This window comes from Type-D symbiont of Plautia stali (assembly GCF_001485335.1).
Lineage (GTDB): Bacteria > Pseudomonadota > Gammaproteobacteria > Enterobacterales > Enterobacteriaceae > Pantoea > Pantoea vagans_C.
In genome coordinates, this window is the sequence record NZ_BBOC01000100.1 from 1 (window position 1) to 15,116 (window position 15,116).

Here is a 15,116-nt window from a genome sequence, read left to right on the forward strand (position 1 = left end):
AAAGCACCTAGTTATACTGAACAGGTACGTCGATCAACATCTTAAAGCTACCATTCTCCTCTTTCAGGACGAGAGCGACTTGACTTCGGGGCCCTCGTGGACCTTTTGCAACAGGTATAAAAGGCGGCGTCTGAAATAATATGCTGTGACAGAGTGAAATGATGAAATATTGAATCTGGGCCTTGACAATCTGTTCGTCGGAAAGAGCTTCTTGATGACTAAACCCTCATGGGACTTACGCAGAGATTACTAACATCACGGTGTATTAATCTGGCCGGAGTAGGTCATCAACTATTACAACAGAGCCCCGCCGGTGTAAGTACACGCCTTCACAGCCGGAGTAACGGCAGACAAATGTTAAAAAGCATTAAATAGCCTGCTAACTAAATGACACGTTATTTATTTAAATCAGTGAGTTATTCCCTACGCCATAATCATCGACAGATTTATTATAGCAACCTGTTAAGAGATAGCATTTACTTATTCTTTATTAATAAGATAAGTAACCTGCATAAGCGCAAAGAGTATTAATAAGCTTATAGCCTTTGACTGTGTAGGCTCAATCCTACGACACCCCGACGAAATATCTTATTCCATTTTTCCCGTTAGAGTATATCTTTACAAATAATTTAATGTTTATGTTTTTCTTTCATCAAAGACAGATGTTTTTTTTGGGTTAATAGAGCGTGGCGGCTTGGTAACAAAAAAGCATGTTGCCTCAGAAGGGGTTGGTAGTGACTATAAATATCTTGCTGCTTATAAAATGCAACTATACAGTAATTGGGTTAAAAGAACTTTTTTATCGTTCGAATGAAAGTAATTACTTTAAAGTAATATCTGATCTTAATGATATTTCATACATAGAGGGTAATAATGAGATTGATGTCGTTATAACAGAGAGTGGCCGTTATCCTTTAGAGGTCTCTGAAGCCTTGATGATTCCTCAATCTATTGATTGCAGATCTATTATCCTTGTAGATAACATAAGCCAGACCGAAAAAAATTTTTACAAACGTGCAGGTTTCCACTACTTATTGGCTAACAAAACAACTTTTCAAGATCTTCAGAGGGTTATCTTCGACTACGGGTACAGAAATAAGAAAAATGCCATAAGAAGGATTAGTTACTCCAAAAAGGAACGTGAGATTTTATATCGACTCCTACGAGGTGAAAATATGAAATACATTTCATCTGAACTAAATATTTCTTACAAAATGGTAAGTCATTACAAGAATTCTGCACTTTATAAAACTGGTGCCAAAAGCATTATTGATATTGCCAGCGGAGGAGGTGGTCTAATACACAAAATAGCAAACTCATCATCACTATTTTAGAAGATATTTAAAACTTATTCCTTCTAATAGAAATGGAGTCCTATTCCAATTATCTTTTAAAGCATACGCCTTTATCTATAACTATCCGGAGGTTGGTAAATCCAATTAAATTATGATGCTATCAAAAACCTTTTCATCAGCTAATGATGACGCTGCACTACCTTCTTCATGTCATCAAAAAATTTTTCGTTTAAATATGTCTCACGCTTCTCTGGCAGGTATTTTATTTTTATCATCTTTTAAAGTATTTGCCGGTACTTGTGTTGATCTTGCACAAGTAGGAGATGGATCTGCTGGAAACGCAACTTGCGGATCCTTCTCTATCGCGATTGGTGCTGGTACTGGTTCTACTGCAGATAACTTCGGTATTGCAATCGGTGATGCTTCTAATGCTACTGCTGATAACTCTGTTTCCATAGGTCGGCAGACAACAGCAGGAGGAGTCCGAAGTACAGTGGTTGGTTCACAGGCAAATGCAACCGCAACTGACTCAACGGCTCTTGGAAATGGCGCGCGTGCGTCTTTTGGTAACAGCGTTGCATTAGGTGCGGACTCAGTAACAACCGTTGGAGCTCAGTCAGGCTACAGTGCCTATCGTCTTTCCGACGGGCAAACTTCAATTGGTGAAATTGGGGTTGGAACAGCTTCGGGAAACAGAAAAATAACAGGAGTTGCTGCTGGCACCAGTAATAATGATGCGGTAAACGTTCAACAACTTCGCGCTGTAGGTGATCAAGTAGATCAAAACACTTCGAATATTTCAAATTTAGGTGGGCGAGTAGATCAGAACACTTCCGATATCTCTAATCTGGATGGTCGGGTTACAAATGTCGAAAACGTCGTAAATACAGGTAATCTTTCTGTAAAATATTTCAGGACAAATTCATCAGGGCCAGATTCTGTTGCTAGCGGTACTAATTCACTGGCAATTGGTACATCTGCCCAGGCATCTGGAGAGAATGCTATCGCAATGGGTAATGGGGCCCAGGCTCAGGCTTCAGGAAGCGTAGCAATTGGTGCCAATGCCTCAGATGGAAACCGGGGCGCAGAAAGCTATACCGGGAAATATTCCAATGCGACTAATAACAGTGTCGGAACAGTTTCCGTTGGAAACGCAGCTACCGGGGAAACTCGTACTGTAAGTAATGTAGCTGATGGGATACAGGCCAATGATGCCGTGAATGTGCGTCAGCTTGACGGTGCTGTAGCGGAGTCCAAGCAATATACGGACGATTCGATTGCTAATGTCAATGCAAGTGTTGGACAGTCAAATACTCGCCTAACACAGTTGGAACAGGGCAAAAGCGGTATGTTCCAGGTCGAGAACAGTAGGGGAGCACCTGCACCGTCAGCATCGGGGATGGATAGTATCGCTGCGGGACCTGGTGCCAGTGCTACAGCAAGTAACGCCTCTGCACTTGGCAACAACGCGCGCGCTGTACACAACAACTCAGTCGCTCTTGGTTCCAATTCGGTTACAGACCGTGAAAACAGTGTATCGGTGGGCAGCCAGGGTAATGAAAGACAAATTACTAATGTTGCGGAAGCAACCCAGGGCACTGATGCTGTAAACCTTAATCAGCTCAATAATAGTGTTGCTAATGCCGGAGCAGGAGCTAACGCATATACTGACAGACGCTATGGCGAGCTAAAAAATGATATTAACCAACAGAAGAAAATGTTGGGTGCCGGTATTGCTAGTGCAATGGCCATGGCAAACTTGCCTCAACCGGCGGACGCTGATGCAAGTATGGTTTCTATGGGAGCCGGTGCGTATCAGAGTGAGGCTGGTTTAGCTTTGGGACTCTCTCATCGTTCCGAAAGTGGTCGTTGGATAACTAAAGCAAGTATCAGCACCAACACTCAGGATGACTGGAGCATGGGCGTCGGCGCTGGTTTTCAGTTCTGACATTACTGCGGAGGCTACCTGCCTCCGCAAGTTTGGGGAATGAAATGTTCATCAAGAAATTATCTTTAGTGCTGATGTTAATATTGAGCACTGGTTGCGATCAAATTGCTTTAAAAAGTATGCAGGATAAACCTAAGCCTTCGTCTAACCAACTTCCGAAAGAAGAGATAAATAATATTCATAAGCCGCTAATTGACTATTCTACTTTACCTGTAATTCAGCATGCTGTAAGCCGCCTGTCTCCCACTTTAGACGAAAAATTTGATATATCAGTTATTCAGAGAATATGCGTATTGGCACGTAATCAAGTCACTAAAGAACGTGTTTTATCGTCAATTCGCAAAGATGGAATAGACCCCACAACTATTCCCGAACAAGGGAATGCTCTCTCCTTGTTAGTAAATGATGATCAGGTGAAGCGTATACAAACCTGCGCCGCATGGATAGCACAAAGCGCAATGGACCCAATTAACAAAGATGGAATTTTTGTAACTCAGACCCAAAAGGTACGAGAGGTTGTAAATCGGAAAACCATTGTAAATACAATAAAACATGATGTGTTTGATAAGCCGAAAGCTTTTGAACTCATGTCAGTAAAATTATCAATTCTCAGAGCCAATGCAGAGCTGTATGCCTCAATAGCTCAAAGTCTGAGTAAAACACCTGGTTTGACTCTGGATGAGTATGAGAAAAAGGCATCCGAAGAGTTTGCTGCACGAGCACCCCTTTATTTAAAAAGAGTTCAGGAACTATATTACCCTGACGCAGATGCTTACCACCTCACTCAGTATGACAACGGGAATTATAACTTCTACACAGATAATGGTTATCGTGTAATACGTAATGAAGGGAACGTTTATCTAACGTTTCGTGGAATAAACTGGCTCGCTCATGGGGAGATCATGGGAAAGGAATATTTCATAAAAACTGGAGACCTTTACAATTCGGAGAACAGTAACAATGAGGGGACCAGAAAGGAATGAAATAATTCTGACAATGAAAACCTGAAAATGTTAATAATACTAATTAAAAAACAAAAAATCTTTTGTAGCATTACATATCGTTAATTAAAAGAGATTTGTAATCCAGGTACTACACACTAACGAAGAAAGCTCTCATAGAAAAACAAAAAAATACAAATTAGAATATTACTTCGTGAAGGGTGCGTGAGTAAATAATGATGCGGGATGCATCCTATTCCGGCAAGGGACTGCTGGTTTATATATGTGTATTTTTTCATAAACCATAATTTCATTCATGTGAAATTATGGTTTCCTTGTGGGATGTGTATAAAATTTATGCTGGCACCTCAGCAATTAAACACAAATATTTAAGATGAGAAAAGAGGGATTTCCATTGATTAAGAAAATGTCAGCACGAGCCTTGCTACTTGCTTTGTCCTTTTCGACTTTTGCAACATTTGCAGCGGACGGCACTATTAATTTCACCGGGACAATTACAGATGCCACCTGTAAAGTTACACCAGGAAGCGCAAATCAGACGGTAGCATTGGGTACCGTCAGTTCGACAAATTTTACTGCAGCAGGGAGCCAGTCGAGTCCAACAAAATTTAATATTGTTTTGACACAATGCCCTGCCTCTGCTTCAACAGCCAGAATAAAATTTGACGGACCTGCTGACGCTTCTAACAGTACTCTGATAGCCCTCACTTCGGGGACCGGAGTGGCAACAGGTGTAGGCGTAGGTATTTATGAGGCTGATGGTACAACACAGATCCCTGTTGCGACGGCATCAGCCAGCAAAACCCTTTCTACTACAGCTAATACTACCTTTAGTTTTATTGCCAAATATGTTTCCACTTCTGCGACGGTAACAGCAGGAACGGCAAATGCAGTAAGTAATTTCACAGTCACATATAATTAGCACATGTAAAAATTAAAAAACATTTACGGAGCTCCAGATGATAACACCGGAGCTCCGAATTCTATTTAAATTTACTCTGGAAATGATAGCGTGATTAAAAAAGAGAAGATAACCATCATTATATTATCTGTGATGATAGCAAAGTCATCTATCGCAGGTGTTATTATTGGTGGGACTAGAGTGATTTATGATAGTAGGAAAAAAGAAGCGTCCATTTCAGTCATCAACCCTGATAAAGTTACACCTTATCTGATACAGTCTTGGGTTGAAAAAGAATCCACACACGAAAGCCAGGCACCTTTCATTATTACACCACCTTTATTTCGTCTGAATGCAGGCCAAGAAAATACACTCAGGATAATCTTTACAGGTGGTCGTTTATCCAGCGATCGTGAGTCACAGTACTGGATAAATATAAAATCGATCCCATCGACATCCGAGCTAGAAAAGAATCAGTTACTTATTTCAGTAAAGACACGGATAAAACTCATTTACCGACCTGAAGGTATAAAGGGTGATCCTATGGAGGCTTATCAAAAGCTTATCTTTAAGTGTCGTGGAGAAACCATCGAAGTTTATAATCCCACTCCTTTTTACATTGCATTTTACTCAGTAAAATTGAATGGAAAGGAGGTTAATAACGCTGGAACTCTTGGGCCATATGACAAAAAACCGTTTCCTTTACATGAAAGGGGGGTAAATTCTGTCAGCTGGCAGGCTATAAACGATTTCGGTGGGATAACGACACCAGAAAACGCAAAGTGCAATTCAGTTTAAAATTTTGTAACAGAGCCTACCAATCATGCATTTTTTAATCAAAAAATTTAAATGCTTTCATCCTATTTCATGTATCTTGGTCGTAAATAATAATATAACAACCCAAGGATTGGGGTGGTTAACATACGGAAAAATTCATTTAACTGCACCCGCACTAATTATTTTTATTTCATTCACACCTTTTCAGGTGTCGTCGAAAGATTACTTTAACCCTGCAGCACTTGAACTTCCCGGAGGCTCACAAAGTTTGTCCGAGATTGATCGCTATCTTTATGATGACAGTCAAATTCCTGGGGATTATATCGTTGATCTGTATTTAAATGGTGATTTTGTTGACACTCGGAAAGTGAAATTCGTTCAGGATAAAGGTACGCTAAAACCGCTTTTAACACCAAAACAGTTAGAAAAACTCGGTGTAAGAGTTGAAGCTTTTCCGCAACTGAGAAAAAAACCAGAAGATTTACTTATAAGTAACCTCTCAGAATTTATTCCGTCTGCTTCAAGTCATTTTGAATTTTCTGACCAGAGCCTTTTTCTGAGTTTTCCTCAAGCATCTCTTAAATCAGAAGTCAGAGATTATGTTTCTCCTTCTCAATGGGATCAGGGTATTCCCGCTGCCATCGTCAACTATACATTCAGCGGTGCAAACAGTTCTGAATCTAGGTATCGCGGTATTTCAGGAGTAGACAGGGATAATGTTGGCAGCAACAGCTATTATCTGAATCTTAGATCTGGCCTGAATTTAGGAGCATGGCGTTTTCGTAATTACTCAACATATGGTGGAAATGGAAGCGAACATAACTGGGATAGTGCGAGTACCTATCTTCAACGTGACATACAGTCTGTGAAAGGACAACTGACAATAGGGGACAGCGCTACTCCTGGAGACATGTTTGACAGCTTTCAGTTCAGAGGTTTCCAACTGGCATCAGATGACAATATGTATCCAGATAGTCAGAAAGGGTTCGCTCCTGTCGTAAGAGGCATCGCCCAGAGCAATGCTCAGGTCACCGTACGTCAGAACGGTTACGTCATTTATCAGGCCTATGTCCCTCCTGGCGCGTTTACTATTACTGACCTCTATCCAACGTCTGCAAGTGGTGATTTAGATGTCACAATCAGGGAGGCAGATGGTAGGGAGCGTCATTTTTCGCAACCTTTTTCAGCTGTCCCTGTTATGTTGCGTGAAGGAAGATTGAAATACGCCATCACTGCGGGAAAATTTCGCAGTTTAATTGCTCAGGCAAAAACACCAAACTTCACGCACAGCACGATTATTTATGGATTACCATACGAATCGACCGTATATGGTGGACTTTTATTTTCTGAGGATTATAAAGCGCAGGTGCTTGGTTTAGGCAAAGGCCTTGGTAACCTGGGTTCTATTTCATTCGACTTAACTCAGGCGAGAACTGAATTAAATCACGAAAAAACTCATAAGGGTGTTTCATACAGATTTCAGTACGCTAAGGATTTCGTTTCAACAAATACTTCTTTTACGGTAGCAGGCTACAGATACTCTACCAGCGGATTTTACGACTATCAGGAGGCAAATGAATCAGGTTTGTACACTGGTCGAGACTCAAGGTTTAATTATAATAAACGTAGTCGTGCAGAAATCACTTTAAACCAGACGTTAAATGAATATGGAAATGTATATCTTTCAGCATATCAGCAGGATTACTGGAAAAAAGAAGGGTATGAAAGGAACCTCAGTGCTGGTTATAATTTCAGCTACAGTGGTATAACATACAGACTTAGTTATGCCTATGTTGAGTCCCCGGTAAGTATCACGGGTGACAGGCAGATAGCACTGAGTTTTCAGGTGCCACTGAGCAAGTGGTTGCATGATAGTTGGGCCAGTTACAGTATGAATATAAACCGAAATGGTCAGGTCAGTCAGCAAGCTGGTTTGGGGGGAACGGCACTGGCCGACAATAATCTTAGTTATAACGTTCAGCAGGGTTACACCAGTGCAGGGAGAGGAGCAAGTGGGAATGCTAATGCCAGTTACAAGGGCACCTATGGAGTAGCAGAAGCAGGATATAGCTACGCACCTAATATTCAGCAGGTAAATTATGGCGTTCAGGGTGGTGTTGTGCTGCATCAATACGGAGTGACATTTTCACAACAGTCGGGTGACACTATGGCTCTTGTTCGCGCGCCAGGGGCTGCTGATGTAAAAGTACTTAATAATACAGGCGTCAGAACCGACTGGCGTGGTTATACTGTCGTTCCTTATGTTAGCACTTATCGCAAGAATCGAATCGCACTTGATACTGAAACGTTTGCTGACAATATAGACATAGAGACCAATAGTCAGACTGTCGTACCAACCAATGGCGCCTTGGTAGTTGCGAATTTTAATACACGTGTTGGAAGCCGTGTTCTATTTAATCTTGTCCATGATGGCCAGCCAGTACCTTTCGGGTCCTCTGTTTCTCTGGTTCAGCCGGGTGCAACTTCTGCGAATGCCAGTATTGTCGGGCCGAATGGTCAGGTTTATCTGAGTGGGATACCGCCCCAAGGCAAGCTGAATGTGAGCTGGGGCGAGTCCCGCGAACAAAAGTGCATTACAGATTTTCATCTCTCATCCTCTGGCAATTCCTCAGTCATAATGACGTCGCCGTTTTCATGTAAATAAGGATTATCCATGAAGTGTATCAGAATGCTTATAACCTTGTTCATAAGCTTCATTTGCAGCTATTCCAAATTGACAGAAGCAAAATGCAACTATGCATCAGGATTAACATCAGAAGTAGTAAAAAACATCTCATTTGGTACAGTCAGGGTACAGAGAGACACACCGATTGGGACTGTACTTGCAACGCAGGTAACGGGGTCTTTTCAGGGGGGCAGTACGCTCGCAGGTTGCGATGTATCATGGAGAAATCAGTGGATCACTGATTTTACTACGCTAAGTGGAGTAGGTGATAGGATTTACAGTACAAATATTGCTGGTATAGGGATTAGGCTTACTAATGTGCCGGCGTCAAACAGACTCTTGCCCTATGAAACAGGTTTTGGTGCAAACGCCTACGTAATTATACCCGGTGAGGGCATTAAAGCAGAGTTGATCAAGACGGCGGCCAGTGGAGTCGGTTCCGGGAGCATCAGAACAGGTACACTTGCCCGGGCGGCGGTAAAGGATAACTTTTATTATGCGAGAGTAGATCTTACAGGAACTAATAATATAGTGCCGGTTGCCTGCTCAGTTATCAGTACGTCTATAAACGTTTCGATGGGGAACGTATTGAACACAGCCTTTTCCGGAATTGGTAGCACCGTTGCAACTAGAAATTTTAACATACCTCTTGACTGTGATATTCAGACACGAGTCAATATAACTCTGGATGCGACCAGAGACAGTTCTGGAGCCGCCGGCGTCATTGCACTCAATCCTTCACCATCTGGCATAACTGCTTCAGGGGTTGGAGTTCAGCTTTTATACAAAAACTCACCCGTTTCATTCGGAGAAATTATTACGATTGGCAGTGTTGGAACTGCCGGCACCTATAATGTACCCTTGACAGCACGTTATTATCAAACGACCAATCCAGTGGTGGCTGGCCAGGCAAATGCGACTGCTACTTTTACGATGACATATAACTAATGCGTGCTAATAGGATTAATATTAGTATCGGACGACATGTCTATTGCGGTAACTAGATGCCGCGTCAAGAAGAAACAGAATCCCGAAAAGATAATTCCCTGTACTATTCGGAAGTTGTAAAGATTAGATGTCCGATTGAACAAAGTTGGTTTAGTAGTGGCCAACTAAAAGTGGCCCTCGCTAAATATTTTTTTAATAATTTCTTAAAATTAATTAGTCTGTGAATGGCATTTCGCTTGCTAAATTTGAACAGCATGTGATAGCTAAATGATACTTTATGATGCCTTAAAAATTATTCTATCGTGTTGTTAGCAACAATGATTCCACCTCAACTCTCGATAACACTACAGCCGTTTTTTTAGACTAACCTGATATAATAGTCTCGCTCTACTTTATCCAGAGAGAGGACGCCCCCTGTATTAAAGAGGGCCTGAGATAAACTATTTTAATTCATTCAGGAAGTTATTTATCGCAGAATGAAGCACTTTTAGTTTCAATTCGAGACGACTTATAGCTTTTTCAATGTCATGTTCGAAAGAAGGGGAAGTACAAAACATCTCAATTTTTTTACACAACTGGTCAATAACGTTACAATGTATTATTTGGGCTCCGCCACTAATACGGTGTATACATCTGGAGAGGTTTACCCAGTCTTTTTGGATGAGAAGATTTTTAGCCAGTATCAAATCTTTTGTATTCTCATCATCAACTTTTTTCAAAAGTTGAAAGATAGCTGTTTCGTTATCATGCATCATTGTGTAAATCTTCTTGAGATCGATAATCCCCGAAAGAGGAAAATTGGTATTCAGCAATTGTATGTTCAATAAAGACTCTTTAAGTTGTGAAATTGAAATCGGCTTGAAGAGACATTCATTCATTCCGGCTTCTATACATTTTATCCTTGTTGACATAAAAGCACTGGCAGTAAGACCAATTACCATTAAATCATTGCCTGAGCTACGTAAATCCTGAGTAAAAGTATACCCGTCCATCCCTGGCATGCTACAGTCTGTGAAAACAGCATCAAAATAGTTTTCATTGAGAAGTTTTAATGCGTCTACCGCGGAAACACATTCTGTAACCTTATGACCCAAAGAGATGAGCTGCTGCATAAGTACTAATCTGCTGGCTGGATGATCATCAACAATCAAAATCCGTAAACTCTTTTCTTCTAAAATAGATAAGAACCCACCGGGCGTGTATGGTACAGCCTGACGGACAGGAGCAGTAATTTTTATTAGAACGGAAGTTCCCGTATCAGGAATACTATTTATTTCAAAAACACCATCCATAGCTGAAATAATTTGACGACTGATTGATAGACCGAGTCCAGAACCTTTAAAATTCTTACCTTTACCTACCTGAGTGAAAGGTTCGCATATTCCTTTAAGATCTGCTTCAGAGATGCCTATTCCGGTGTCGTTTATTACTACCTTTAATGTAAGAGTATGCTGGTTAGTGTAAGAACAGTTGAATTCAACATTTATTGTTCCCTGTTCCGTGAATTTAACAGCATTACTTATTACATTTGACAGCACCTGCCTCAGACGAGAAATATCGAGAAACACCTCCACGGGATGAATGTTATGATCATGGTATACAATAACATTACCTCTTTGGTTAGCTACCGCTTCAAAAACTTTTACTACAGGAATTACAATGTTTTTCAGGGGGGACCATGTGGCAATAAGGTCTAGTTTTCCATGTTCAATCTTTGCAATATCAAGTACGTTACCCAACAACTCAAGAAGATTTCTTGATGATTCAAATGCTATATTAAGGTTTTCATTTTCAGGATTATGAATCATCTCAAGTTCAAGAACGCCAAGAATCGGACTGATTTGAGTACGTATTTCATGACTAATGGTTGCCAGATAGGAACTTTTAGCCTGGCTTGCACTCTCAGCAATCTGACGTTGGTTGTTTAAACTTTTAAGATTATTTTCATAAAAAGTAATATCAATCCATCCACATATAACCCCCGTTACGACTCCCTTTTTATTAACATCAGGAATTATCCAGTGAGAGACTATTTTATGGTTTTTGCCATCAAATATCCTTAGCTTATTTTTAAAAGGAACATCCTTGTTATTCCCTCCTCGCATGGAAATAGTAATAACTGGAATTTGCGAATAAAGTGGATGGCGCGTATCAGAAATAGATCTGATTGAAGATATATCAGGATACTCTGAAAAAAAACTGGAAAAAGCTTTATTAAATTTGACTATCTGAAAATTCTCATCAACAAAATAAACTGGTGTGGGAGAAGCATCAAGTAATTTATCAAGGAAATTTACTTGATTTTTCATTGAGTTATGCGATTTATATTTTCTAGAATGCTGCTGATTTTTATATAATATCCAAAGAAACATTAATATGATGAAACCAGCTGCAATCCCTAAAAGCGCATAAAACTTTAAACTATAATTTTCCCATGTCCCAGTGAGAGAGTCCGGCATGTTCTGCCATTTATTAACCAGTAATGACATGTCTTGCGGTTCAATCTCGGCGACTGCCTTATCAAGGATCGTGAAAAGTTCTGGTTGATCCCACCTGACGCCAAAACTTATTTCAGCATGTTCTTCTGAAATCTTTTCTGAAATTTTCAGTTTACCTTTGAAATATCGCTCTATCATATACTCAGTACTTAACTGAGTATTAACAGCGGCATCAGCTTTTCCTTCATCAACCATTTCCATAGCCAGAATTATATTATCAGCCATTAACAATTCGACAGCAGGATACTTTTCCCTTAAAAATCCATTAATAGTATTATCTTTTGTTGTTGCCACTTTTATATGTTGATTTAATTTTACATTTTCCCCTTGAGTGTCTGGAACAACAAGAACAAATGGTGTAGTTATATAAGGCCTCGTAAAATTTAGTTTTTCCCTTCGTGGCTGACTGATAGTCATAGCAGCGAGGAAGTCCCCTTTTCGGTTATTTATGTTTTCAAGCATTCCATCCACAGAAGTTGAAATTACAGGTATAAAATTAATTCCTGTTCGCATATGTATCATCCTGAGAACATCTGCAGTTATTCCTTGAAACATTCCTGAAGTGTTAATTATTGTGTATGGTGCTAAATAAGGATTCACAAGTACTTTTACTGTTTTCTTTTGCTCAAGCCATTTTCTCTCCTGACCGGAGAGCTCCAGGGGATTTTGAAACCTCCACGGGTCAGGATATCCTCCCCATTGACTAAGCAGATAATGCTGATGATCTATAGGTATTGATCTCATAATCGCATTTAATGCAGAAAAAAGTTCAGGATCAGATTTTCTAATGATGTAACGAGCCCCAGATCTATAAAAGGGCAGGATGTCCGTCATTGATAGAGTATTAGTGTAATTACGTGCAATAATGAAACCTGCTACAATCATATTACCAATGTAGAGGTTGTTTTTTCCTAAAGCTACTGATGAAAGGGCGGACTTATCAGAGGAGTATCTGATTATTTGGGCTTTAGGGTATATCCTTTTTATTTCTGCATCACTTGGCTCATTAATGGCTATAGCGATCTTCAAAATGTCTTTTTCCGACATGCTTGAGATTTCCGCACTGTCTCGTGCAACTACTACAAGAGAACTAGCAGAAAAATCTTGGGTGATAATGAGGTTATTATTTTTAACATCCACATAACCCGGTATGTCACTCATTATATCTATTTTATTTTCAATAAGAGCCTGAATAGCCTCTCCTCGTGTTTTGAAATAGATTATTTTTGCATTAACACCTAAACTATTTTGAATGATTCGTGTATAATCGGCAGTAATACCCTCAAAACTGTCTGAGTTTGGAAACATTCTGTATGGCGGCGCTTCGTCACCCCAGACGCCTACCCGGATATTTCTAATATTTTCAAGCCATTTTTTTCTGCACTTCCAAGATCTACTGTAATACGTTCGTCGTCATGGCGACTTGAAATATTCAATGTCTGTAACACTTCAACTGCATAGGTATGTGGGGATAGGAGAATAAAAAAACAAGGATGGTTAATTTTAATGGTGCCATCATCACTCCAAATCATTTCTTCGGGCAAAGTCAAAAAGGTCAAGTTGTGATTTACATCCCAGCTTTTCCATCAATCGGGTTTTATAGGTACTGATGGTTTTATTGCTGAGCTTCATAATTGAAGCAATCTTTATGTTTTCATACCCTCTTATGATGTGCTGAAAAACAACAAACTCTTGAGCAGAAAGCATACTCAGTCGTTCCTGATCGTCATACACTTTCCTGTTTTCAGGAGAATCATAGCGTTTTAATGGAAAATATCCATATCCATTTTCCGCCGCTTTAATAGCAGTCACAATTTCCGGAAGATTATTCTTCTTACTTATATACCCATCAGCACCGTTCTGAGCACTTCTGGAAGCGTAGAAATCGGGTGCTTTCGCTGAAATCATGATGATAATGCCAGGAAAACTTCTTTTTCTCAATATACGTACGACCTCTAACCCACTTAAATTTATAATATCGATGTCCAAAATTATTATGTCAGGATGAAATTTTTCCACTAGATGCAATGCTTCCACGCCATCCCCTGTTTCAGCAACGACGTCATGCCCTTCATTTTCAATGATAAATTGAATCGCCATCCTGGCTAAAGGATGATCATCGACGATTAATACTCTAGACATGTAAGCACCATTAAAAATAAAAAATCAGGGTTAGTTGATAATAATATTGCTTCAATTCCGAAATTAATCAACAAAATTCAATCTTATGTAGTCCCCTTCCTACAAGAAGTCGAGGAAAATTCTCATTCCATTACAGGGGAAAATACTATTAAATTTCTTTCGATGAGTATCTGGAGATATCATAAAGCCTGTAATTTCTAGCACATTTACAGGTAATGAGAGGTCTGTTTTGAATTTAAATATACTACTTTTATTAAAATGTAGGTACACGCAGATAGCGGTTAAAGAACTAATTCTTCAACACAAAATGGAATGCCCTGTAAAAATAATTTCTGGTGTAGATGAGATGTTAAGCCACAATAGTGGTGATAAATTTGATCTCATAATCAAAGAGCCCGGATTATCTTCTTACGAAATATCAAAGGCTTTTATCATTCCCACTCTTGTGAAAAGCTCATGTATTTTATTATCATGCGGAGGTTGTCAATTATACAATAACTTTTACGAAGCTGCAGGGTATTTGTTCGTATACGATAAAACCTTGTCCAGGAAATTTTTTTTGCGTATGATTGATCATCTTTTTACTTATTGTTTCGAGAAAAACTCAACGCTTTCTAAGTACTCAAAAAATGAAATAGATGTTATATTTAGATTAATTAAGGGGTATGATATAACATCGATTTCTCGTGAGTTAAATATTTCTTATAAGATGGTAAGTCATTACAAAAATTCAGCCTTGGACCGCATTGGTGCAAAAAGCATTGTTGATGTAATAAGATGTAATAACATCAATATGTTATAGAGACAACATTAAAAATAATTACTCAAGCCTGCCTTGTAGGAATGATAATTATAAATAACTATGAATTAATATTATCTACTCGTTTATTTAACCATGAGGTCACTTTATTAAATACGTTATTTATTTCTAAAAACATCTGCCGCGAGAATACACTATG

At 39.5% G+C, this 15,116-nt stretch carries 10 protein-coding genes; 8 read left to right on the top strand and 2 right to left on the bottom strand.

Translation table 11 applies throughout. The features are described from left to right. Positions 1 to 734 precede the first annotated feature (734 nt). The 7 genes from PSSD_RS22630 (at position 735) to PSSD_RS22655 (ending at position 9,517) form a co-directional block, all read left to right on the top strand. Positions 735 to 1,334: a helix-turn-helix transcriptional regulator gene (locus PSSD_RS22630; RefSeq protein WP_058973772.1), complete on the top strand. Its 600-nt coding sequence runs from the start codon at positions 735 to 737 to the stop codon at positions 1,332 to 1,334. A 112-nt stretch (positions 1,335 to 1,446) separates the two neighbouring features. Further along, positions 1,447 to 3,243 (top strand): YadA family autotransporter adhesin, encoded by a 1,797-nt coding sequence (locus PSSD_RS26820; protein WP_082672348.1) that lies wholly within the window; start codon positions 1,447 to 1,449, stop codon positions 3,241 to 3,243. Between the two features lie 44 nt (positions 3,244 to 3,287). Then, entirely contained in the window at positions 3,288 to 4,226 is a 939-nt protein-coding gene (locus PSSD_RS22640; protein WP_058973774.1) for a hypothetical protein, read from the top strand. A 373-nt stretch (positions 4,227 to 4,599) separates the two neighbouring features. Beyond that, positions 4,600 to 5,127 (top strand): fimbrial protein, encoded by a 528-nt coding sequence (locus PSSD_RS26825; protein ID WP_235589274.1) that lies wholly within the window; start codon positions 4,600 to 4,602, stop codon positions 5,125 to 5,127. A 90-nt stretch (positions 5,128 to 5,217) separates the two neighbouring features. Then, the gene (locus tag PSSD_RS22645; protein WP_064511477.1) at positions 5,218 to 5,904 is read left to right on the top strand and encodes a fimbrial biogenesis chaperone; all 687 of its coding nucleotides are present in this window, start codon (positions 5,218 to 5,220) and stop codon (positions 5,902 to 5,904) included. Positions 5,905 to 5,929: 25 nt separating this feature from the next. After that, positions 5,930 to 8,548, top strand: a complete 2,619-nt coding sequence (locus PSSD_RS22650; protein WP_072215021.1) for a fimbria/pilus outer membrane usher protein — start codon at positions 5,930 to 5,932, stop codon at positions 8,546 to 8,548. Between the two features lie 9 nt (positions 8,549 to 8,557). Next, positions 8,558 to 9,517: a fimbrial protein gene (locus PSSD_RS22655; RefSeq protein WP_058973775.1), complete on the top strand. Its 960-nt coding sequence runs from the start codon at positions 8,558 to 8,560 to the stop codon at positions 9,515 to 9,517. 440 nt (positions 9,518 to 9,957) lie between these two features. On the opposite strand, the gene PSSD_RS22660 is transcribed toward PSSD_RS22655, so the two are convergent. Both PSSD_RS22660 and PSSD_RS22665 read right to left on the bottom strand, forming a co-directional pair. After that, a complete protein-coding gene (locus PSSD_RS22660; protein WP_369404326.1) occupies positions 9,958 to 13,374 on the bottom strand; it encodes a transporter substrate-binding domain-containing protein in 3,417 nt (1,138 codons plus the stop codon). A 159-nt stretch (positions 13,375 to 13,533) separates the two neighbouring features. Continuing rightward, positions 13,534 to 14,157, bottom strand: coding sequence for a response regulator (locus PSSD_RS22665; protein WP_058973777.1), 624 nt, complete (start codon positions 14,155 to 14,157; stop codon positions 13,534 to 13,536). Positions 14,158 to 14,722: 565 nt separating this feature from the next. Between PSSD_RS22665 and PSSD_RS28480 the strand changes: the two genes are divergently transcribed. Beyond that, positions 14,723 to 14,959 (top strand): LuxR C-terminal-related transcriptional regulator, encoded by a 237-nt coding sequence (locus tag PSSD_RS28480; RefSeq protein ID WP_369404327.1) that lies wholly within the window; start codon positions 14,723 to 14,725, stop codon positions 14,957 to 14,959. The last annotated feature ends 157 nt before the right edge of the window (positions 14,960 to 15,116 follow it).

Bases quoted from the DNA above. Each gene is read 5' to 3' on its own strand.
- PSSD_RS22650 (WP_072215021.1), top strand. From the start codon at position 5,930: ATGCATTTTTTAATCAAAAAATTTAAATGCTTTCATCCTATTTCATGT.
- PSSD_RS26820 (WP_082672348.1), top strand. From the start codon at position 1,447: ATGATGCTATCAAAAACCTTTTCATCAGCTAATGATGACGCTGCACTA.
- PSSD_RS22640 (WP_058973774.1), top strand. From the start codon at position 3,288: ATGTTCATCAAGAAATTATCTTTAGTGCTGATGTTAATATTGAGCACT.
- PSSD_RS28480 (WP_369404327.1), top strand. From the start codon at position 14,723: ATGATTGATCATCTTTTTACTTATTGTTTCGAGAAAAACTCAACGCTT.
- PSSD_RS22665 (WP_058973777.1), bottom strand. From the start codon at position 14,157: ATGTCTAGAGTATTAATCGTCGATGATCATCCTTTAGCCAGGATGGCG.
- PSSD_RS22655 (WP_058973775.1), top strand. From the start codon at position 8,558: ATGAAGTGTATCAGAATGCTTATAACCTTGTTCATAAGCTTCATTTGC.